General features: G+C 70.9%; 17 protein-coding genes, 1 tRNA gene and 1 riboswitch. Of the genes, 3 read left to right on the plus strand and 15 right to left on the minus strand.

Annotated features, from left to right (window positions below; translation table 11 throughout):
* Window positions 1–8: 8 nt before the first annotated feature.
* Window positions 9–347, minus strand: coding sequence for a hypothetical protein (locus B7R87_RS11545; protein WP_006348853.1), 339 nt, complete (start codon window positions 345–347; stop codon window positions 9–11).
* A 98-nt stretch (window positions 348–445) separates the two neighbouring features.
* Here B7R87_RS11545 and B7R87_RS11550 point away from each other — a divergent pair, with 98 nt between their 5' ends.
* Window positions 446–682: a DUF4287 domain-containing protein gene (locus B7R87_RS11550; protein WP_006348852.1), complete on the plus strand. Its 237-nt coding sequence runs from the start codon at window positions 446–448 to the stop codon at window positions 680–682.
* A gap of 155 nt (window positions 683–837) precedes the next feature.
* Here B7R87_RS11550 and B7R87_RS11555 read toward each other — a convergent pair whose 3' ends face one another.
* Window positions 838–1,725, minus strand: coding sequence for a Bax inhibitor-1/YccA family protein (locus B7R87_RS11555; protein WP_040916054.1), 888 nt, complete (start codon window positions 1,723–1,725; stop codon window positions 838–840).
* Window positions 1,726–2,131: 406 nt separating this feature from the next.
* Window positions 2,132–2,217, minus strand: a tRNA-Leu gene (locus B7R87_RS11560).
* Between the two features lie 474 nt (window positions 2,218–2,691).
* Between B7R87_RS11560 and B7R87_RS11565 the strand changes: the two genes are divergently transcribed.
* Complete coding sequence (locus tag B7R87_RS11565) at window positions 2,692–3,453, plus strand: ABC transporter ATP-binding protein (RefSeq protein ID WP_040916051.1); 762 nt, start codon at window positions 2,692–2,694, stop codon at window positions 3,451–3,453.
* Window positions 3,454–3,499: 46 nt separating this feature from the next.
* On the plus strand, window positions 3,500–6,040 hold the full coding sequence (locus tag B7R87_RS11570) for an ABC transporter permease (RefSeq protein WP_006348849.1): 2,541 nt from the start codon (window positions 3,500–3,502) through the stop codon (window positions 6,038–6,040).
* Between the two features lie 92 nt (window positions 6,041–6,132).
* Here B7R87_RS11570 and B7R87_RS11575 read toward each other — a convergent pair whose 3' ends face one another.
* From B7R87_RS11575 to B7R87_RS11630, 12 genes are all read right to left on the minus strand, one after another.
* Entirely contained in the window at window positions 6,133–7,440 is a 1,308-nt protein-coding gene (locus B7R87_RS11575) for an SAM-dependent methyltransferase (RefSeq protein WP_130585047.1), read from the minus strand.
* Window positions 7,441–7,892: 452 nt separating this feature from the next.
* A complete protein-coding gene (locus tag B7R87_RS11580; protein ID WP_006348846.1) occupies window positions 7,893–9,275 on the minus strand; it encodes an NAD(P)/FAD-dependent oxidoreductase in 1,383 nt (460 codons plus the stop codon).
* Between the two features lie 390 nt (window positions 9,276–9,665).
* Complete coding sequence (locus tag B7R87_RS11585) at window positions 9,666–10,580, minus strand: Ppx/GppA phosphatase family protein (RefSeq protein WP_006348845.1); 915 nt, start codon at window positions 10,578–10,580, stop codon at window positions 9,666–9,668.
* On the minus strand, window positions 10,577–11,116 hold the full coding sequence (locus tag B7R87_RS11590) for a DUF501 domain-containing protein (protein ID WP_006348844.1): 540 nt from the start codon (window positions 11,114–11,116) through the stop codon (window positions 10,577–10,579). Before B7R87_RS11590 ends, B7R87_RS11585 begins: the two co-directional genes overlap by 4 nt.
* A 74-nt stretch (window positions 11,117–11,190) precedes the next feature.
* Window positions 11,191–11,673 (minus strand): FtsB family cell division protein, encoded by a 483-nt coding sequence (locus B7R87_RS11595; RefSeq protein ID WP_006348843.1) that lies wholly within the window; start codon window positions 11,671–11,673, stop codon window positions 11,191–11,193.
* A 131-nt stretch (window positions 11,674–11,804) separates the two neighbouring features.
* Window positions 11,805–13,091: a phosphopyruvate hydratase gene (gene eno / locus B7R87_RS11600; RefSeq protein ID WP_040916048.1), complete on the minus strand. Its 1,287-nt coding sequence runs from the start codon at window positions 13,089–13,091 to the stop codon at window positions 11,805–11,807.
* A 418-nt stretch (window positions 13,092–13,509) separates the two neighbouring features.
* Complete coding sequence (locus B7R87_RS11605) at window positions 13,510–14,220, minus strand: transglycosylase family protein (protein ID WP_006348841.1); 711 nt, start codon at window positions 14,218–14,220, stop codon at window positions 13,510–13,512.
* Window positions 14,221–14,223: 3 nt separating this feature from the next.
* Window positions 14,224–14,403, minus strand: a riboswitch (cyclic di-AMP (ydaO/yuaA leader).
* Between the two features lie 288 nt (window positions 14,404–14,691).
* Complete coding sequence (locus B7R87_RS11610; protein ID WP_130585048.1) at window positions 14,692–15,696, minus strand: LysM peptidoglycan-binding domain-containing protein; 1,005 nt, start codon at window positions 15,694–15,696, stop codon at window positions 14,692–14,694.
* Between the two features lie 95 nt (window positions 15,697–15,791).
* The gene (locus B7R87_RS11615; protein WP_006348838.1) at window positions 15,792–17,087 is read right to left on the minus strand and encodes a cytochrome P450 family protein; all 1,296 of its coding nucleotides are present in this window, start codon (window positions 17,085–17,087) and stop codon (window positions 15,792–15,794) included.
* A 557-nt stretch (window positions 17,088–17,644) separates the two neighbouring features.
* The gene (locus tag B7R87_RS11620; protein WP_006348837.1) at window positions 17,645–18,616 is read right to left on the minus strand and encodes a nucleoside triphosphate pyrophosphohydrolase; all 972 of its coding nucleotides are present in this window, start codon (window positions 18,614–18,616) and stop codon (window positions 17,645–17,647) included.
* Window positions 18,617–18,672: 56 nt separating this feature from the next.
* The gene (locus B7R87_RS11625; RefSeq protein WP_006348836.1) at window positions 18,673–19,329 is read right to left on the minus strand and encodes a SurA N-terminal domain-containing protein; all 657 of its coding nucleotides are present in this window, start codon (window positions 19,327–19,329) and stop codon (window positions 18,673–18,675) included.
* Between the two features lie 330 nt (window positions 19,330–19,659).
* The gene (locus B7R87_RS11630; protein ID WP_006348835.1) at window positions 19,660–20,103 is read right to left on the minus strand and encodes a GtrA family protein; all 444 of its coding nucleotides are present in this window, start codon (window positions 20,101–20,103) and stop codon (window positions 19,660–19,662) included.
* Window positions 20,104–20,171: the final 68 nt, after the last annotated feature.

Consider the following 20,171-nt stretch of genomic DNA (forward strand, 5'->3'; position numbering starts at 1 on the left):
CACGGCCCTCAGGGAAAGGCGCGGCGCTTCGCCGCGACGATCAGTGCCACGGCCTCGTCCAGGTCCGCCGCCCCCGCGGCGGCCCCCGCGGACGGGGCCGTTCTCAGTGCCTCGGAGAAATCCGTTCCGGCCACGAGCAGTTGGTCCGCGACCGCGAACAGTCCCGCGTCCGGCAGGGTCCGCGGCGGCCGGGCGGGCTCTTCCAGGAGCTGGGCACGCCGTGCCAATTCCCTGGCCAGCCCGAGGCCTTCCGCCGCCGCACCGCGCGCGAGGCGGCTCTGCGGGGCCGCGCGCAGGGCGTCGGCGAAGCGGTCGAGGGCATCGAGCAGGGGGGTCGTATCGAGCACAGCGCAGCCTATGCACACTCCGCGGACTGTTGCCAATACGCGAACCCTCGGGCACGGTGTCGGGAAGGAGCACACGCGCAACGCGTCCGGAGGCGCCCATGTCCCCAGCCCCTGTCTTCTCCGAAGAGACCCATCGGAATCTGCTCTCCCGTATCCCCCATTGCACCGGCCGTGAGATCGCGGAATGGCTGCACACCGTCGAGGAAGGCCCTTCTCTCCTCCGTTTCGAGGAGAAGGTGAGCTGGCTCCGGAGTGAGCACCACCTGTCGTACGGCCATGCGAAGGCGATCATCCACGAGTACGACCTGCGGCGGGCCGCGCGCAGACTGCTGTAGACCGTGGCCATGGAGCGGGACCCAGGAACCGATGGAACGGATAGAGCGGACAACGGGGGAAACGGAAAGGGCCCGCAGGCGCGATGCCCGCGGGCCCTTCGTCACCGGCCGGGTGCGGTACCCGGCCGGTCCGTCATCGGATGATCAGGGACTGATCAGTCGTCGCCCTGGAGGATCGACAGCACCCGGAGCATCTCCAGGTAGATCCACACCAGCGTCATCGTGAGGCCGAAGGCGGCGAACCAGGCCTCCCGGCGCGGAGCGCCGTAGGTGATGCCGTCCTCGACCTGCTTGAAGTCGAGGGCGAGGAAGCAGGCACCGAGGATGATGCCGATGACACCGAAGAGGATGCCGAGGCCACCGCTGCGCAGGCCCAGACCGTCGCCGCCGCCGATCAGGGCGACGAGGAGGTTGACGGCCATGAGCAGCATGAAGCCGATCGCGGCACCGATCACAAAGCCGTAGAAGCGGCGGTTGACCCGGATCCAGCGCATCTTGTACGCGACCAGCACTCCGGCGAAGACCGCCATCGTGCCGAGCACGGCCTGGGCGACGACGCCCGGGCTGATGTAGGTGCTGACGGCGTTCGAGATCACACCGAGGAAGACGCCCTCGAAGGCCGCGTAGGCGAGGATCAGCGCCGGGACCGGCTTGGCCTTGAAGGACTGGACCATCGCGAGGACGAAGGCCACCAGCGCGGCGCCGATCGCGATGCCGTACGACTTGCCGAGGTTGTTCTCGTCGACCGGGAGCAGCATCCAGGCGAGCGCGGCGGTGACCACGACGGTACCGAGCGTCATCGCGGTCCGCGAGACGACGTCGTCGATGGTCATCGCGCCGGAGCGCGTCGGCTGACCGCCGTCGACCGGTGCGGTGGTCGGGGCGTACGGGTTGGTGGCGTACGGGTTGCCCGTGACGGTGCCCTGGGCGTACGGGTTGGTTCCTACGGCGGCGCCCCCGGCCTGCGGCTGCGCGTTGAAGCCCGCCATGCCGTTGTCGCGGCTGAACCCCCGTCGCGAGAAGACCGGGTTACTGCTCCTCATTTCACTCCTTCATGGCCGCCCTGCGCGGCCTTAGCGACAAGAGTAATCGGAGGGCAAAGATCCGGCCCTCGTGCCAACGGAGGATCTTTCCGGATCGTGACCCTTTTCTCAGATCGTTTTGACCTGCCGGGGGCCCTTTCGGTGCCGTACGGCGGCATGCCGTGCCACCGGGCCCGGCAGACGGACCGGCCGGGGCGATCACACGGACGGGTCGCGGTGATCGCACGGACCTGCCGGGGGCGATCGGGGGAGGCGGCCGGGCGGGTCCGGCGGGGTGCGGACAGGGCGGCGGCAGGGGCCCGCGGACGGAGCGGCGGGCCCGGCGGCGCGGGGCCGGCCGGACCGGGGTTCGGCCCCGGCTGACCGTTCGGAATTCAACGAGTTTTCCGCTCCCCGAGGGCGGCTGTGCCCGGAGCCGGACTCGAACCGGCACGCCCTCGGAAGGGGCAGCGAGGTTTAAGCTCGCCGTGTCTACCGTTCCACCATCCGGGCCTGGCGAGCGGCTTCGCTACGGGGGATGAGCCTAGCCTCGGACGACCCGTCAGCGGCCGTGCCATGGCCCGATGTTGTCTGATTTCATTACCGTCTGAAAGAACGTCAGTGCAGGTCAGGGCGGCGCGTCTGTACATGTCCCGACAGATGGTCACTCTCACGACTTCATGCGATTGACGGAAAGTCGACGCCCGTGCCCCTTACCGGCGCACGGCCGTCCTCGCGGTGCCCCGGAAGTGCGCCGCGCGCCCCCCTGCGTCTCTCCTGTGTCTCCGCTGTATCCCTCCTGTGTCCGCCCGACGGCCGACCGGCCTCGGGGGCGGGGTCATACCCAAGGAGGAGAACCGGGGCCCGGGGTGCGACCCAAGAGGGCCCCGGGAACGGGCACCGGGACTGACGTACGGGTACCGGGGCAGGCGAGACGATATTGACGTCCCGATCGACATCGAACAGGAGCCTCCCCTCGTGACCACCATGCACCTCACCCACCGCGCGGCCGCCGTCGCCGCGCGCGCCACGGACCTGTCCAAGGTGTACGGACAGGGCGAGACCCAGGTGGTCGCGCTGGACAAGGTCAGCATCGACTTCCGTCAGGCCGAGCTCACCGCGATCATGGGCCCCTCGGGCTCCGGCAAGTCCACGCTGATGCACTGCGTGGCCGGCCTCGACACCTTCAGCGCGGGCTCCGTCCGGATCGGGGACACCGAGCTGGGCAGCCTCAAGGACAAGCAGCTCACCCAGCTCCGCCGGGACAAGATCGGCTTCATCTTCCAGGCCTTCAACCTGCTGCCGACGCTGACCGCCCTGGAGAACATCACGCTCCCCATGGACATCGCGGGCCGCAAGCCGGACCAGGCGTGGCTGGAGAACGTGATCAACATGGTGGGTCTGTCCGGGCGCCTCGGCCACCGGCCCACGCAGCTCTCCGGCGGCCAGCAGCAGCGCGTCGCCGTCGCCCGTGCGCTGGCCTCCCAGCCGGAGATCATCTTCGGTGACGAGCCCACCGGAAACCTCGACTCGCGCTCCGGTGCCGAGGTGCTGGGCTTCCTCCGCAACTCCGTCCGTGAGCTGGGCCAGACCGTGGTGATGGTGACCCACGACCCGGTGGCCGCCTCCTACGCGGACCGGGTCGTCTTCCTGGCCGACGGCCGGATCGTCGACGAGATGCTCAACCCCTCCGCCGACGGCGTACTCGACCGGATGAAGGCCTTCGACGCCAAGGGACGGACGAGCTGACCCTGGCCGCCTCCCCGCCCGGCTCTCACCACAGGACTGAATGACAATGCTCCGTACCGCACTGCGCAATGTTCTTGCGCACAAGGCCCGGCTGCTGATGACCGTGCTCGCCGTCATGCTCGGCGTGGCCTTCGTCTCCGGCACCCTGGTCTTCACCGACACCCTCGGCAACGCCTTCCGCAAGCAGTCCGCGAAGGGCTTCGAGAAGATCGCCGTCCAGGTCGAAAGCCCCACCCGGGGCGAGGGCGACACCGAGACCGGCCTGCCGGCCGGCGCGCTGGCCCGGATCCAGGGCCTGCCCCAGGTCGCGGAGGCCACCGGCCGGGTCACCGGCTTCGCGGGCGTCGCCGACCAGAAGGGCAAGCTGATCGGCAACGGCTGGTCCAACACCGGCAGCAACTTCGCCCCCGGCAAGGACGGCAAGGACCCCTCCTACGACTTCACCGAGGGCAACGGCCCGGCGAACGCCGGGGAGATCGCCCTCGACAAGGACACCGCGAAGAAGGGCAAGTACCAGGTCGGCGACACCGTCCGGGTCGCCACCAGCGGCCCCGTCGCCGAGTACACCCTCTCCGGCGTCTTCACCACCGAGCTGGGTTCGGTGAGCGCGGGCGGCAGCATGGTGCTCTTCGACACCGCCGTGGCCCAGAAGCAGTATCTGAAGCCGGGCCTCTACAGCACCTTCACCGTCACCGCCAAGGGCTCCGCCACCGACGATCAGGTCCTCGCCGCGGTCAAACCGCTGCTGCCGAAGGACGCCGACGCCGAGACCGGCACCAAGCTGGCCGACGACGAAGCCGACATGATCAAGCGCGAGCTGAGCGGCCTGAGCACGATGCTGCTGGCCTTCGCCGGGATCGCGCTCTTCGTGGGCATCTTCCTGATCGCCAACACCTTCACCATGCTGGTCGCCCAGCGCACCCGTGAGCTGGCCCTGATGCGCGCCGTCGGCGCCTCCCGCCGCCAGGTCAAGCGCTCGGTGATCCTGGAGGCCGGCCTCGTCGGCGTCCTCGCCTCCACCGTCGGCTTCGGCCTCGGCCTCGGCCTCGCCGTCGGCCTGCGCTCGCTGATCGGCTCCATCGGCGCCAAGATCCCCAACGGTCCGCTGGTCATCTCCCCGACCGCGGTGATCTCCGCGCTCGCGGTCGGTGTGGTCGTCACCGTCCTGGCCGCCTGGCTGCCCGCCCGCCGGGCCGCGAAGATCCCGCCGGTCGCCGCCATGAGCAGCGTCCACGCGGTGGCCTCCGCCAAGTCCCTGCTGATCCGGAACATCATCGGCAGCGTCATCACCGCGGGCGGCCTGGCGCTGATCGGCGCCGGTGCCGGGTCGAGCGACGGCAGCACCGGCCGGATCATGATCGCCGTGGGCGCGTTCTTCGCCCTCATCGGTGTGATCGTGCTGATCCCGCAGCTCTCCCACCCGCTGATCGCCCTGGTCCGCCCGCTGCTGGTCCGCTTCTTCGGGGTCTCCGGCAAGCTCGCCGCGCAGAACGCAGTCCGCAACCCGCGCCGTACCGGCGCCACCGCCTCCGCACTGGCGATCGGACTGACCCTGGTCACCGGTCTGACCGTGATCGGTGTGACCGTCGGCCAGGCCATCGACCGGATGACCACCGACAACATCCGCGCCGACTATCTGGTCTCCATGTCCAGCGGTACGCCGCTCGACGTCTCGGCCGTGGACGCGCTGCGCAAGGCCAAGGGCGTCGAGGGCCTCTCCCGCAAGCAGATCGGCTCCGCGGAGGTCAAGGGCTCCGAGCAGATGATCACCGGGGTCGACCCGGCGGACTTCGACAAGGTCTTCAGCATCAAGACCCTCTCCGGGTCCCTGGACACCCTGAACCAGGGGCAGCTGGTGGTCGAGGAGAAGACGGCGGAGAAGCAGAAGTACAAGGCCGGGGACCAGCTGCCGCTCGTCTTCGAGCGCGACGGCAAGAAGACCACCAAGACCCTGACGGTCGGTGCGGTCATCGCCGAGAACGAGCTGTTCTCCTCCTACGTCGTCGACCACAAGGTGCTCGACCCCTTCGAGGAGAAGCCCTACCTCCCCGAGGTGTGGGTGAAGATGGCGGGCGGTGAGACCAAGGCCAACGAGCAGGCCCTGGTCGACTCCCTCGGCAACAACCCGGCCATGAGCGTCATGGACAAGCAGGACATCCGCAACTTCTTCGGCGGCATGATCAACACGATGCTGAACATCATGTACGGTCTGCTCGCCATGGCGCTGATCATCGCGATCCTCGGAGTCGTCAACACCCTGGCGATGTCGGTCTTCGAGCGTCAGCAGGAGATCGGCATGCTGCGGGCGATCGGCCTGGACCGGCGCCGGGTGAAGCGGATGATCCGTCTGGAGGCCGTGGTCATCTCGGTCTTCGGCGCGGTGGTCGGCGTCGGCCTCGGCTCCTTCCTCGGCTGGGCCATCGGCGAGACCTTCCGCAGCTCCATCCCCAACTACGAGCTGGTGATCCCGTACGGCCGGATCGCGATCTTCCTGCTGCTGGCCGGAGTGGTGGGCGTGCTGGCCTCGCTGTGGCCCGCCCGCAGCGCCGCGAAGCTGAACATGCTGACGGCCATCAAGACCGAATAGCAGCACCGAGCAGTCGCCGGGCGGTACGGCGCAGGGCCCCGGGATCCCAGGATCCCGGGGCCCTTCCCGTACATCCGGGGCCTTCCCCTGCCTCAGTTCCAGGTACGGGTCCTCAGCGGCAGGCCCGAGGCGCCGTCGGCCGGGGTCCGGACCGCGAGGACCTGGTTCACCCCGATCCGGTTCCGTTCGAAGGAGAGCGCGGACGCGGCCATATAGAGCCGCCAGACCCGGGCCCGGCCGGGCGAGGTGAGCCGTACCGCCTGCTTCCCGCCGTCCTCCAGCCGCGCCACCCAGCGGCGCAGCGTCAGGGCGTAGTGCTCCCGGATCGACTCCACGTCCCGCACCTCGAACCCGGCGGACTCCAGGGCCGTCACCGTGGACCCCAGCGGCGACAGCTCGCCGTCGGGGAAGACGTAGCGGTCGATGAACTCGTCCACGTGATAGGCCGATTCGTCGGCCTCGGGGCGGCGGGCAATCTGGTGGTTCAGCAGCCGTCCGCCGGGCTTCAGCAGCGTGTGCAGCCGGGCGGCGTACTCGCCGTAGCGGACCGCGCCGACGTGCTCCGCCATCCCGATGGACGAGATCGCGTCGTACGGCCCGTCCGTGACGTCCCGGTAGTCCTGGACCCTGATCTCCACCCGGTCCGTCAGTCCGGCCTCCGCGATCCGTTTACGGGCGTAGGCGGCCTGTTCCCGGGAGAGCGTGACGCCCGTGACGTACGCCCCGTACTCCCGGGCCGCGTGGATCGCCATCGAACCCCAGCCGGAGCCGACGTCCAGCAGCCGGTCGCCCTCCCGCAGTCCGAGCTTCCCGGCGACCAGGTCGAGCTTGGCGTGCTGGGCCTCCTCCAGGGTGGTGACGCCGTCGCCCCAGTAGGCGCACGAGTAGACCATGGACGGTCCGAGGACCAGCTCGTAGAAGTCGTTCCCGACGTCGTAGTGGTGGTGGACGGCCCGGCTGTCGCGGCGCCGGGTGTGCGAGCGGCCGCGCCGGTGGCGGTCCTCCTCCGGGGGCGGCGGCGGGGGCGGGAGGAGCCCGCCGGTGAGGAACAGCTCCCGCACGGCGGACCGGACCCGGGGGTCGCGGAGCTGCCGCAGTCCGCCGGGCCGGGGAGCGGCGCCGTCGGCCGGGGTCACGTCCCACACCACCCCGGCGAGCCGGTCCAGCGCCGTGTAGAGGTCGCCCTCGATATCGAGGTCTCCCGCGACCCAGGCGCGGGCGAGGCCCAGCTCGCCCGGCCGCCAGAGCAGCCGCCGCAGCGCCCGGCGATGCCGTACGACGAGGACCGGCCCGCCGGGCGGCCCGGACTCCGAACCGTCCCAGGCCCGGATCCGCAGGGGGAACGGGGCGTCCAGCAGGGATTCGGCGAGGGCGGCCAGCTTCGGCGCGACCGGGGTCATGCACACACCTCCGTGGGGTCCCGCGTCCGGTGTCCGCGGACGCTGGATTGCCGGGTCGTCGTCCGCCACAACAACCCGCCTACGGTGGGTGCTTCCCCGCTCGTCCGCCGGACGACCGGAAATGGGCCCTCCGGCCACCCCTTCGCACCGTGCCGAAGCGTCCGCATGGCCCCCTGGGTCGTCTCTTTCGGATCTTGCCGGGCTCGCGTGCCCTGGCACGCCCGCTCGCCGCGTTGTCGTCAGTCGCCGACGCTCCGCGTGGACTCCCTCCTCCGCCTTGCGATCGAACGCACCAGACCCCGCTCACTCATCCGGCCTGATCCGAAAGAAACTCCCTGGTACCCGCCCGTGCGGGCGCCCCGGAACCCACGGCACGCGGGTACGACAGAGGGGCCGCCCGCACCACGGAGGCGGGCGGCCCCTCTGTCAGGGTGCCGGTGAAGAGGCCGGAGTCAGGAAGCCTTGGCCTTCTCGGGGGCCGCGGTCGCGGCCGGCGCGGGCGCCGGCTTGGCGGCCTCGTAGAACTCCTCGCGCGGGGACTGGATCGCGCCGAGCGACACGACCTCGCGCTTGAGGAACATCTGGAGCGTCCAGTCCGCGAAGACCCGGATCTTCCGGTTCCAGGTCGGCATGGCCAGACCGTGGTAGCCGCGGTGCATGTACCAGGCGAGACGGCCGCGGAGCTTGATCTTCATCTTGCCCATGACGATCATCGCGACGCCCTTGTGGAGGCCGAGGCCGGCCACGGCGCCCTTGTTGGCGTGGCTGTACTCCTTCTGCGGGAAGCCCCGCATACCGGAGATCACGTTGTCGCCGAGGACCTTGGCCTGGCGCAGCGCGTGCTGGGCGTTCGGCGGGCACCAGGCGTTCTCCACCCCGGCCTTGCGGGCGGCCACGTCCGGGACCTGGGCGTTGTCGCCCGCGGCCCAGATGTAGTCGGTGCCCTGCACCTGGAGGGTGGTGGAGGTGTCCACATGGCCGCGGGGGCCGAGCGGCAGGCCGTAGCGGGCCAGCGCCGGGTTCGGCTTCACACCGGCGGTCCACACGATGGTGTTGGAGTCGACCTCCAGGCCGTTCTTCAGCACCACGTGGCCGTCGACGCAGGAGTCCAGCGACGTCGAGAGGTAGATCTCGATACCGCGGCCCTCCAGATGCTCCTTGCCGTAGGCGCCGAGCTTGGGCCCGACCTCGGGGAGGATCTTGTCGGCGGCGTCGACGAGGACGAAGCGCATGTCCTCGCGCTTGACGTTGCGGTAGTACTTGGCCGCGTCCCTGGCCAGGTCCTCGACCTCACCGATGGTCTCGGCACCGGCGAAGCCGCCGCCGACGAAGACGAAGGTCAGGGCCTTGCGGCGGACCTCTTCGTCGGTGGTGGAGTCGGCCTTGTCCAGCTGCTCCAGAACGTGGTTGCGCAGGCCGATGGCCTCCTCGATGCCCTTCATGCCGATGCCCTGCTCGGCGAGGCCGGGGATCGGGAAGGTACGGGAGACCGCGCCGAGCGCCACGACGAGATAGTCGAAGGGCAGCTCGTAGGCCTCGCCGACGAGCGGGGCGATCGTGGCGACCTTGCGGTCCTGGTCGATCGTGGTGACCCGACCGGTGAGCACCTCGGCCTTCGGCAGCACGCGTCGCAGCGGTACGACGACGTGCCGGGGCGAGATGCTGCCGGCGGCGGCTTCGGGGAGGAAGGGCTGGTACGTCATGTACGAACGGGGGTCGACGACCGTGACGGTCGCCTCGCCGTAACGCATCTTCTTCAGAATGCGCCGGGCCGCGTACAGGCCAACGTACCCACCGCCTACGACGAGGATCCTGGGACGCTCCGTGGTGCTCATGCCATCGAGTATCCACCCCCTTCCGAGGGGGTGCTCGTGAGCCCCTTCACAAGAACTGCGGGTACCTCTGCTACACTGCGCGGCCCCCGTGATCCAGATGACACCCCGAAGAGGGAACCCGGCCGGTGGTCCAGTCGTTGGGAACCCGCCGTGAGCTGGACGCTTGGGCCCGGCCGAGGCGATTGCCCCCCATCTGGTTCACACGCCCGAAACAGGCCGAAGTCCCCTTTGTAAGGGTCCCGTCGGGCCCTTGGACCGGACGGAACGGGCCTTTCGGCCCCCCAGGGCCCCCATCAGGCCCTTTTTCCTTGTGAAGAACTTCACGAACTTGCTGTACGGGCCCCCGCGCGGCGCTGCGGGGGCCCGCTTTATACGAGCCTTATGCCGGATTTATACGAGGGACCAGGCGATGCCGTCGAGGATGTCGTGCTCGCTGACGACGACCTCCCGGGCCCCCGTCCGCTCCATGATCCCGAGCAGGACCAGGGCACCCGCGACGATGACGTCGACCCGGCCGGGGTGCATCACCGGGATCGCCGCGCGCTCGTCGTGCGTGGCGGCGGCGAGGGTACGGGTGATCCCGGCGACGGTCTCGAAGGGGATCCGGGAGTGGTGGATGGCCTCCCAGTCATAGCGGTCGAGCCCCAGCGCGATCGCCGCGACCGTGGTCACCGAACCGGCCAGCCCGACCAGGGTGGCCGCGCTCCGCAGCGGAACGGTCTCCTCGGCCAGGTCGAGGGCGGCCTCGACGTCCGCGCGGACCGCCGCCAGCTCGGCCTCGGCCGGCGGATCGCTGCGGATGTGCCGCTCGGTCAGCCGTACGCAGCCGATGTCGACCGAGCGGGCGGCCGCCACGTGCTCGCGGCCGGTGACGAACTCGGTGGAGCCGCCGCCGATGTCGACGACCAGCCGCTCCTCGTGGCCGGGCAGCTCGCGGGTGGCGCCGGTGAAGGAGAACTCCGCCTCCTGCGCCCCGGTCACCACCTCGGGCTCGACACCGAGGATGTCCAGGACGCCCCGGACGAACTCGTCGCGGTTCTCGGCGTCGCGGGAGGCGGAGGTGGCGACGAAGCGCACCCGCTCGGCGCCCAGCTCCTCGATGACGGCGGCGTACTCGCGGCAGGCGGCGAAGGTGCGCTCCAGCGCCTCGGGCGCCAGCCGTCCGGTGCGGTCCACGCCCTGGCCGAGCCGGACGATGGTCATCCGCCGGTCCAGTTCGGTGAGCACCCCGGTCCCGGGGTCGAGATCGGCGACCAGCAGGCGGATGGAGTTCGTACCGCAGTCGACGGCTGCGACCCGGGTCATGCGGAGGGCTCCGCGGCCGGGGTGCAGGGGGTCACGCACGGGCCCTTGGCCCACCACTCGGGCAGCATCGCGATGGCCTCGTCGCCCAGCGGGTTCACCCCGGGCCCGGCGGCCAGGGAGTGGCCGACCAGGACGTGCAGGCACTTCACCCGGTCGGGCATACCGCCGGCGCTCGGGAAGCCCGTCAGCTCCTCGATCTCGTCGCGGCGGGCAATGTAGTCCTCGTGGGCCGCCCGGTAGGCGGCGGCCAGCTCGGGATCGGCGGCCAGCCGCTCACTCATCTCCTTCATCACGCCGTTGGCCTCCAGCGTGCCGATCGCGGAGGCGGCACGCGGGCAGGTCAGGTAGTAGAGCGTGGGGAAGGGGGTGCCGTCGGGCAGCCGGGGCGCGGTCTCGACCACATCGGGCAGTCCGCAGGGGCAGCGGTGGGCGATCGCGCGCAGCCCGCGCGGCGGCCGCCCGAGCTGCTCCTCGAAGGCCGCGATATCGGCGTCCGTGGGGGCGGTGTGCTCGGTGGTGGGAGGAGGGGTTTCCATGCCTGCCTTGGGTCCGGGTCGTGCCTGCTGGTGCTGCTGTTGCTGCTCTTGTCGGGGGGGCGGTACGGGACGGCCTACTCGCGGTCCGCGGTGTCGACGCCCTCCCAGACGTTCGAGTACCAGGGCCGGTCGGCCGAGCCCTGGTCGGTGCGGCGCTTCTCGGCCGCCTCGGGGTCGATCATCGTATAGCCGGTCTCGCCGGGCTCCACGTAGTGCAGATGCTCCCGGGCCAGCTTGCGGATGTACCGGTCGTCCTGGAGCCGGGCCTTCTCGTCGCGCAACCTCTCGACCTGCTCCTCCGCGTCCTTCCGCCGCTCCTGCTGTTCGGCGATCTCACCGCGCTGGGAGACGTACTGCCGCATCGGGTAGGCGAGGGCGACGACGAGGGAGCAGACGATCAGGGCGAGGAAGGCGGCGCGGCCGGTGAGCCGGGAGCGGCGGGCCTGGCGCTTGTTCTGGGAGCGGTAGACCCGGGCGGCGGTCTGCTCGCCGAGCAGACGCAGCCGGGTCGCCGTGGAGAACCGGTCGCCGCCGGATCCGGCACTCTTCCGGGCCATGCCGTCCGCCTCCCCTGCTCCGTGTGTACGTGCGCACGTCCCCGGACACGGTACGGGACCGCGGCCGGGGACGTGGCGTACGACGGGCTGGCGAACCCTACGGGCTCGGTCGCCCTGGGATTCTGAGGGAATCAGCCCTTGAAGCGGGGGAAGGCGCTGCGGCCCGCGTAGACGGCGGCGTCGTCGAGGATCTCCTCGATACGCAGCAGCTGGTTGTACTTGGCGACGCGCTCGGAACGGGCCGGGGCGCCGGTCTTGATCTGACCGCAGTTGGTGGCGACCGCCAGGTCGGCGATGGTGACGTCCTCGGTCTCGCCGGAGCGGTGGGACATCATGCACTTGAAGCCGTTGCGCTGGGCCAGCTCGACGGCGTCGAGGGTCTCGGTCAGGGAGCCGATCTGGTTGACCTTGACCAGGAGGGCGTTGGCGGAGCCCTCCTCGATACCGCGGCCGAGGCGCTCCGGGTTGGTGACGAAGAGGTCGTCGCCGACGATCTGGACCTTGGAGCCCAGCTTCTCGGTGAGCGCCTTCCAGCCCTCCCAGTCGTCCTCGAACAGCGGGTCCTCGATGGAGACCAGCGGGTAGGCGGCGACCAGCTCCTCGTAGTACGAGGTCAGCTCGGCGGCGGAGAGGCTCTTGCCCTCGAAGTGGTAGGCGCCGTCCTTGTAGAACTCGGAGGCGGCGACGTCGAGCGCCAGCGCGATGTCCTGGCCGGGGGTGTAGCCGGCCTCCTTGATGGCCTCCAGGATCAGGTCCAGGGCGGCACGGTTGGAGTCCAGGTTCGGGGCGAAGCCGCCCTCGTCGCCGAGACCGGTGGAGAGACCGCGGCCCTTCAGCACCTTCTTGAGGGTGTGGTAGACCTCGGTGCCCCAGCGCAGCGCCTCGGAGAAGGACTCCGCGCCGATCGGGGCGATCATGAACTCCTGGATGTCGACGTTGGAGTCCGCGTGGGAGCCGCCGTTGAGGATGTTCATCATCGGAACGGGCAGCAGGTGCGCGTTCGGGCCGCCGAGGTAGCGGAAGAGCGGCAGGTCGGAGGCCTCGGAGGCGGCGTGCGCCACGGCGAGGGAGACACCGAGGATGGCGTTGGCGCCCAGCGACGACTTGTCGGGGGTGGCGTCCAGGTCGAACATCGCCTGGTCGATCAGGCGCTGCTCGGTGGCGTCGTAGCCGACGAGCTCCGGGCCGATCTGCTCGATGACGGCGAGGACGGCCTTCTCCACGCCCTTGCCGAGGTAGCGGTTCGGGTCCCCGTCGCGGAGCTCCAGGGCCTCGAAGGCGCCGGTGGAGGCACCGGAGGGCACGGCGGCGCGGCCGGTGCTCCCGTCGTCGAGGCCGACCTCGACCTCGACCGTGGGGTTCCCCCGGGAGTCGAGGATTTCCCGGGCTACGACGACGTCGATGGACGGCACGAGCATCTCCTTCTGGGATGTGACGCGTGGGGTGCGGGTCTCTTGAGCCTTGCGCCAAGAGCCTAACCGGACGGGGGGCGCCGCCCCGCCGATGCCCGCCCCCTGGGACGAAAAAGAGTGCGAAGAACTGCGGTGGTGGGCAAAAGCCGCGTTCCTACCGATGGGTAACAGTTCTCAGCTGGGCATCTGCTCGCTCAGACGGGTGCACGGGGGCGGTTTTCCGGGGCCGTACGGAGCAGTCGGGGGCGGCAGACGGAACCCCGGACCGGCGCGTACGGGGGAAGCGCGCCGGCCCGGGGTGCGGGGGGTCGGACCCGTGGGGGGGGTGGACCGCAGGGGGGAGCCGCGGTCCGGGGTCCGGGAGGGGGCAGGTCCGGTGAGGGACCGGCCCGGGGGTGCGGTTCGTTGGGGAGCCGCAGGTCCGTCAGCCGAGGTGGAGCTGCTGGCCCGGGAAGATGACGTCGGCGTCGTCGACGGTGTCCTTGTTCAGCTCGAACAGCTTCTGCCAGCCGCCCTCGACCTGCTCGGCCTCGGCGATCTTGCTGAGCGTGTCGCCGGACTTGACCTCGTACTCGCCGTCGCCCTTCTCGAAGCCCTTGGCCGGAGCCGCGGACTTCGCCGGAGCCGGGGCCTGGGCGCGCTCGGAGCGGGTGGTCGGAACCTCGGCGCGCTCCTGCTTCGGCTGGGCGGGCTGGGCCTGCTGCTTCGGCTGCTCCTGCTTGGGCTGGGCCGGGGCCTGCTCGGCGGCGGCACCGCCGTACGGGGTGTTCGAGAGGCCGACACCGCACTTCGGCCAGGCGCCCTTGCCCTGGCCCGCCAGGGTCTTCTCGGCGATTTCGATCTGCTGCGCCTTGGTGGCGAGGTGCGCATTGGGGGCGTACTTGGTGCCACCGAAGGCGGCCCAGGTGGAGCTGGAGAACTGGACGCCGCCGTAGTAGCCGTTGCCCGTGTTGATGGACCAGTTGCCGCCGGACTCGCACTGGGCGACCTTGTCCCACTCGGCGGCGGTGGCGGCGGAGGCCGAGGTGGCGCCCATGATCGGGGCGGCGACGGCGACGGTGGTGATGCCTGCGAAGGCGGCGAAGCGGGCGGCCTTGGACGGGCGGCGGTGCTTGCCCTTGCTGGAAAACAGCATGGAGGTTCTCCTCACCGACGCCTACGAGGTGAGCTGTCGGGTTCGGGCGCAGTGAGTTGCCCGGCCGTACGACCTGCGTCGTACGGCTTCACCCCAAGCCGGTCGTCCACCGCCCTCACGGGCTTTCGGACGGGACCGGCACAAACCTGGGTCCCCCGCTCCTGCCTTCGGCGCTTTCGCGACGACAGTTCCCCCCGACCGACGGCAGGATTCGGCGTGACGGTCAGTGGTGCCCGCTTTGGCGAGCGGTCCAGACCGTAGTCACAGGCGTCCCGCTTCTTCAACGACGGAACATCGTGGGCAAATCGCCCATCCCACCCCTCCGGAAACTCGCGTTTTCGCAGGTGGCGTGCGGAATGCGGGATTCCGGAAGAGTGGGGACCACGGCCGGACCGAAGAGACTCATGTCTCACTTACACAGAAAGGGACATATCCCAGCAAAATAGGGCGTCAATTTCGATGCTCCGGAGGCTACTTCGCCTGGAGATCAAGGCTCTGGCCAGGGAGGATCAGATCGGGATCAGCTCCGACCAGCTCCTGGTTGGCCTCATAGAGCGCCGGCCAGCCCCCGGGGACCTTCTTCTCTTCCGCGATGGACCAGAGGTTGTCGCCGGAGCGGACCGTGTACGTACCGGAGGGCTGCCCGGCTTCGCCCGTACCGTCCGTGGTGTCGGTCTTGGCCGGAGTGCCCGTACCGCCCTGATCGCCCTGGTTCAGGGCATCGGAACGGGCATCGGTCTCGGACCGGGAGGTCCGGTCGGGGCCGGAGGCGCGGGACGGGTCGGCGGTTTCGGCGGGCGGGGTGCCGGTGCCCTCGGGGGTGCCGGTGCCGGTCGCGCCCGAGGGGGTCTCCTTGGCGGTCTCCTCCGCGGCGGGTGCGCCGCGGTGCTTGCCGACGCCCTCGGCGGGCTTGGCCGCCGTCTCCTTCTTCTCCGCCTTTCCGGCGGAGGGGGAAGGGGACGCGGCGGCGTCCGGCGCCTTCTCCCCCGCCTTGCGCGGCTCCGCCGGGAGGTCGCCCGCCTTCGCCTTGTCCGCCGGGCGTCCGGCGGCCGGACCGCTGGGCACCGGATCGGCGCCGCCCGGGCCGGTCGCGGTGCCCGCGGCACCGCCGAGGCCCGACGCGATCCCGCAGGACGGCCACGCCTTGGGCCCCTCCGCGGCGAGCACCTTCTCCGCCACGGCTATCTGCTGGGAGCGGCTGGCCAGATCCGGCCGGTCGGCGTACTCCCGGCCGCCGTAGGTGTTCCAGGTCTCCTGGGAGAGCTGGAGCCCGCCGTAGTAGCCGTTGAGGTTGTTCACGGTCCACTGCCCGGCGCTCTCGCACTCCGCGACACGGTCCCAGGTTGCGGAGTCGGCGGCGGACGCCGAGGTGGCGCCGAGGAGCGGGATCGCAATCGCGGACCCCGTCACCCCCGCTGCGACGACCAGGGCCGGGGCCTGGCGAGGACGGCGATGTCGACCATTCCCGGAGAGCATGCGGTGCTGCCTTTCGCGTGACGGCTGAGACGGGGGTGAACGTAGCCGCACTCGAACGTCTGTCACAAGTCGATGCAGCGGAGATCACGCGCACATCACGAATATGACGGGCCGTCAATTTCAGCGGGCGTGAACTCCACCGGAAGGGTGCGCAGTCCACGCATGATCAGGCCGCCGCGCCAGCGCAAATCGTGATGATCCACCGCCAGTCGCAGGTCGGGAAGGCGGCGCAACAGGGTGGCGATCGCGGTCTGTCCCTCCAGCCGGGCGAGCGGCGCACCCAGGCAGTAGTGGATGCCGTGCCCGTAGCCGAGGTGCTGATTGTCACGCCGCGCAAGGTCCAGAACGTCCGGCCGGCCGAACCGCTCCGGGTCCCGGTCGGCCGCCGCCAGCACCACGAGCACCGGATCGCCCGCGGCCACCTCCTGACCGCCGATGGTCAGCGCTTCGGTGGCGTACCGCCAGGTCGCCATCTCCACCGGGCCGTCGTAGCGCAGCAGCTCCTCCACGGCCGTCACCAGCAGCGAGGTCTCCCCCGCGGCGAGCGACTCCTGGAGCCGGGCGTGCTGCACCGGATGGCACATCAGGGCATAGAGCCCGTTCCCCACCAGGTTGATGGTCGTTTCGAAGCCCGCGAACAGGAGGACGAAGCACATGGCGACGACCTCGTTCTCGGTGAGGTGCTCGCCGTGGTCGCTGGCCCGGATCAGACCGGAGATCAGATCGTCCGTGTCCTCGTCGCCGAGGTTCTCCCGCTTGCGGTGGATCAGCTCGGCGAGATAGCCCCGGATCCGCTTCACCGCCCGGGCCACGCCGCCGCGCGGTCCCCCGCCGTGACGGATCATCATGCCCGCCCAGTCCCGCAGATCGTCCTGGTCCTCCGGGGGCACGCCCAGCAGATCGCAGATCGCGTAGATGGGGAGCGGGAACGCGAACTCGTGGATCAGGTCCGCGCTCCCCCGCGCCGCGAACCCGTCGATCAGCCGGTCGGTCAGCTCCTGCACCCGCGGCTCGAACGCCGCGACCCGGCGCGGTGTGAACGCCTTCGCCACGAGGCGGCGGAGCCGGGTGTGGTCGGGCGGGTCGATGTTCAGCAGATGCGTCATCAGCCCGGCGCTGCGCTCGCCCGGGATGCCGGTCTTGCCGCGGGCGTGCGCGGGTTCGTCGTGGTGCACGGGGTTCTTCGACAGCCGGGCGTCGGCGAGTGCCTGCCGGGCATCGGCGTACCGGGTCACCAGCCAGGCGTCGACGCCGCTGGGGAGGGTGGTCCGGTGCACGGGCGCGTGTTGGCGGAGCCAGGCGTAGGCGGGGTAGGGGTCGGTGGCGAACTCCCAGGTGAAGAGTTCGGGAGCGGGCCCCGGCCCGCCGGTTTCATGGGGGTTGCTGCTCACCCCATGACGCTATCCCCTGCCGGGGCGCCGGGCCGCGGGCCCCTCGGGGGTATCCGCCTTCCCCCTCCAGGGTGGCTCAGGTGAAGGCCCTCGGGGGCGCGCCCCGCCTCCCCCTCCAGGCCGGTCAGGTGGACACCTTCAGGGGTGGGCCCGTCTCCTACCAAGACGGCTCAGGTGGAGCACCTAGGGGCGCGGGGAACTGCGCGAACGGCCCACGACGGCCCGCGGTCGACGGTACTGCCGGACCGGCAACGGTCTCCCTTCGCTGTACGGCGAAGGCGGCGGCCCCCCTGGCGGGGAATCCGTAGGGGTTGCTGAAGCGCGGTCCACCGCGGGCCGTCCCGGGTTGCTCGCGCAGTTCCCCGCGCCCCCAAGCACTTCGCCTCAGGCCTTCTCGCGGAAGGCGGGAGCACCCTGGGCAGCCCTGCCGGGGCTCTCGGTAGGAGGCAGGCGCGCCCTCAAAGACCTCCGCCTGGTCCACCCTGTGGAAGGCGGGCACGCCTAGGTGCTCCTTCTGAGCCCACCCGTGGGCGACGGGCACCCGGGGGCCCGGGTGTCTACGGGGCAGCGTGCTCCTTGGTGCGGATCGCCGCGTGGTACGCGCGGGCCGCCGCCCGCAGCGCCGCCTCCGGGTCCGCCCCCTCCGCCTCCGCCGCGACCGCCAGCGCCAGCAGCTCGTACCCGACGCCCTCCCCCGCCGGCAGCGGCACGTCGAGTCCGGCGGTACGGACACGGGACGCCAGCTTCGCCGCCAGCGCAAGGCCCGGCTGCCCCAGCGGGATGCCGTCGGTGACCGAGTCCCGCGCCTTCTCCTCCGCCTTGGTGCGCAGCCAGATCCGCCGTACGTCCTCCGGCGTCGCCGCCTCCTCGTCACCGAAGACGTGGGGATGCCGGTGGATCAGCTTCTCCACGATCGTCGCGGCGACGTCGTCGACGGAGAACGGCTCCGCCGGGTCCTCCTCGGCGATCCGCGCGTGGAAGACGACCTGGAGCAGCACGTCGCCCAGTTCTTCCCGCAGCTCGTCGCGGTCGCCGTGTTCGATCGCCTCGACCAGTTCGTACGCCTCCTCGATGGCGTACCGGGCGAGGTCCTGATGGGTCGGTACGGACGACCACGGGCATACGTCGCGGATCCGGTCCATGATCTGGACCAGGTCGAGGAGCCGGGCGCCGGGCAGATCGTACGAGCCGGGGAGCAGCTCCAGATCGGGCATTCCGCCGCGGCCGGATCCGGCGAGCCGGGCGAGGCCGTCGGTCAGGGCCCGGTCCCCCTCGCCGGAGACGAGGACGACGGCGGTCGTCCCCCCGGCGCACAGCTCCACCAGTTCCCGCGCTCCGGGGTCCGCGATGTCCACGTCCACCCCGGCGTCGCGCAGATACGGCAGCTGGGGGTGGCCGGGGTCGGCGCAGAGCACCCGGCCCGCCTCGTGCAGGGCGCGCCACGCGGGCCAGGACAGCAGTCCGGGGGCGACCCGGTGGCTCGTGGTGAGGAGGACGATGCGCCCGGCGGAGGTATTCGTGGTGGTCACCCCTCGAACCTACCCCGGGCGGGATCACCCCCGGCGGGCCCGGCCGCCCCGCGGCGTCAGGCGGTCGGCACCTCGTTGGCCGGCGCCGGCTGCTTGGTGAGCTGGGTGATCCACGGCGCCTTGTAGTCGCCGAGGACCAGCTTCTGGTTGTCCCAGGTCCCGTAGCGGGGGTTCACGTCGATGTCGAGGGACTTCGCGGCGGCGGTGAAGACCGCGTTGAGCTTCTGCTGCCCGTCCGGGGTGTTGGCGGCGCCGATGGACTCGGCCAGTTTCCCGATCAGCACTTCGCGTTCGACGACCCCGTCGACCTGGTCGGGGGCGACCCCGCGCTGCTGGAGGAAGGTCGCGGCGAGGGCCTGCTCGCCGCCCGCCTGCGCGGTGTAGGCGGCCTGGGCCTGCTGGAGCTCCTTGCGGGTGACGGTGATGCCCGCGTCGTCGGCGGCCTTCTTCACGACCCGGTCGACGATCAGGTCGAAGAGCTTGGCCCGGCCGAGCTGTCCGGTGTCCGCGATCATCTGCTGCCCCTCGGGGGCCTTCGCCTGGGCGGCGCGGACGTCCGCGACCTGGGCCTGGAGCGTGGACACCTCGACCCGCTGGCCGCCGATGACGGCGGCGGCGCCCGGGTGGGCCTCGCTGCCGCAGGCGGTGAGAAGGGGTGCGGCGGCGAGCAGTACGGCGGAGACGGAGATCGCGGTGCGACGACGGCGGTGCAAAGGAGCCTCCAGACGAGGTTTGTGCGACGAGTCACAAAGTCCTGCGGTGACCGATGGTAGGCAGTCGGCGGGGCGGGGGCCACTACTTCACCGCGACTGTTTTGGTCCAACGAGACGCCCGATGCGGGAGATACGGACGATGCCGCCCGGAACCCGGGACCCGGGCGGGCCCGGCATCTGCACCGGCACCGGCACCGGCACCGGCACCGGCACGGATTCACCGGCCTGCGGCCGAACCGCAGCGGACGCCGGTCGGCTCACCCCGGCCGGTCCGCAGGTGCAGCGGCCCGCGCAGGTCCGGAGGTCCGGAATCCCGCCGCGGCAGCGGCGTCAGCGGCGCTCGGAGGAGCCCACCGGCTCGGACGGCTCCTGCTCGCCGCGCCCGCCCGGCTCCGGGCGGAGCATGATCATGCGGGAGACCACGAAGGTCGCGGGGATCGCCGCGGCGGCCGCGATCAGCGGTGCGTACCGGTCGTCGAATTCCAGCACGTCCACCAGCAGATAGACGCCGCTGGTGGTGACCGTGAAGTTGGTGAGGTTGGAGAGCGGGAAGAGGAAGAACTTCCGCCACGTCGGCCGGGTCCGGTAGGTGAAGTACGTGGTGAGGAAGAAGGAGCCGACCATGCTGAGCACAAAGGCCAGGATGTGCGCGGCGACGTACGGCAGCACGTTCAGCAGCAGCAGGTACAGGCCGTAGTAGGTGCCCGTGTTGACCGCACCCACGAGGGCGAAGCGGACCAGCTGGCCGCGGATCGTCGTCTTCTCGCCGGTCACTCGGTCTCTCGGTCTCTCGGGTGGCTCAGGGGCTGGAGCCGGGTGCCGCGCCGCGGCGGGCACGGCCG

The sequence above is a fragment of the Streptomyces tsukubensis genome, assembly GCF_003932715.1.
Classification (GTDB): Bacteria; Actinomycetota; Actinomycetes; order Streptomycetales; family Streptomycetaceae; genus Streptomyces; species Streptomyces tsukubensis.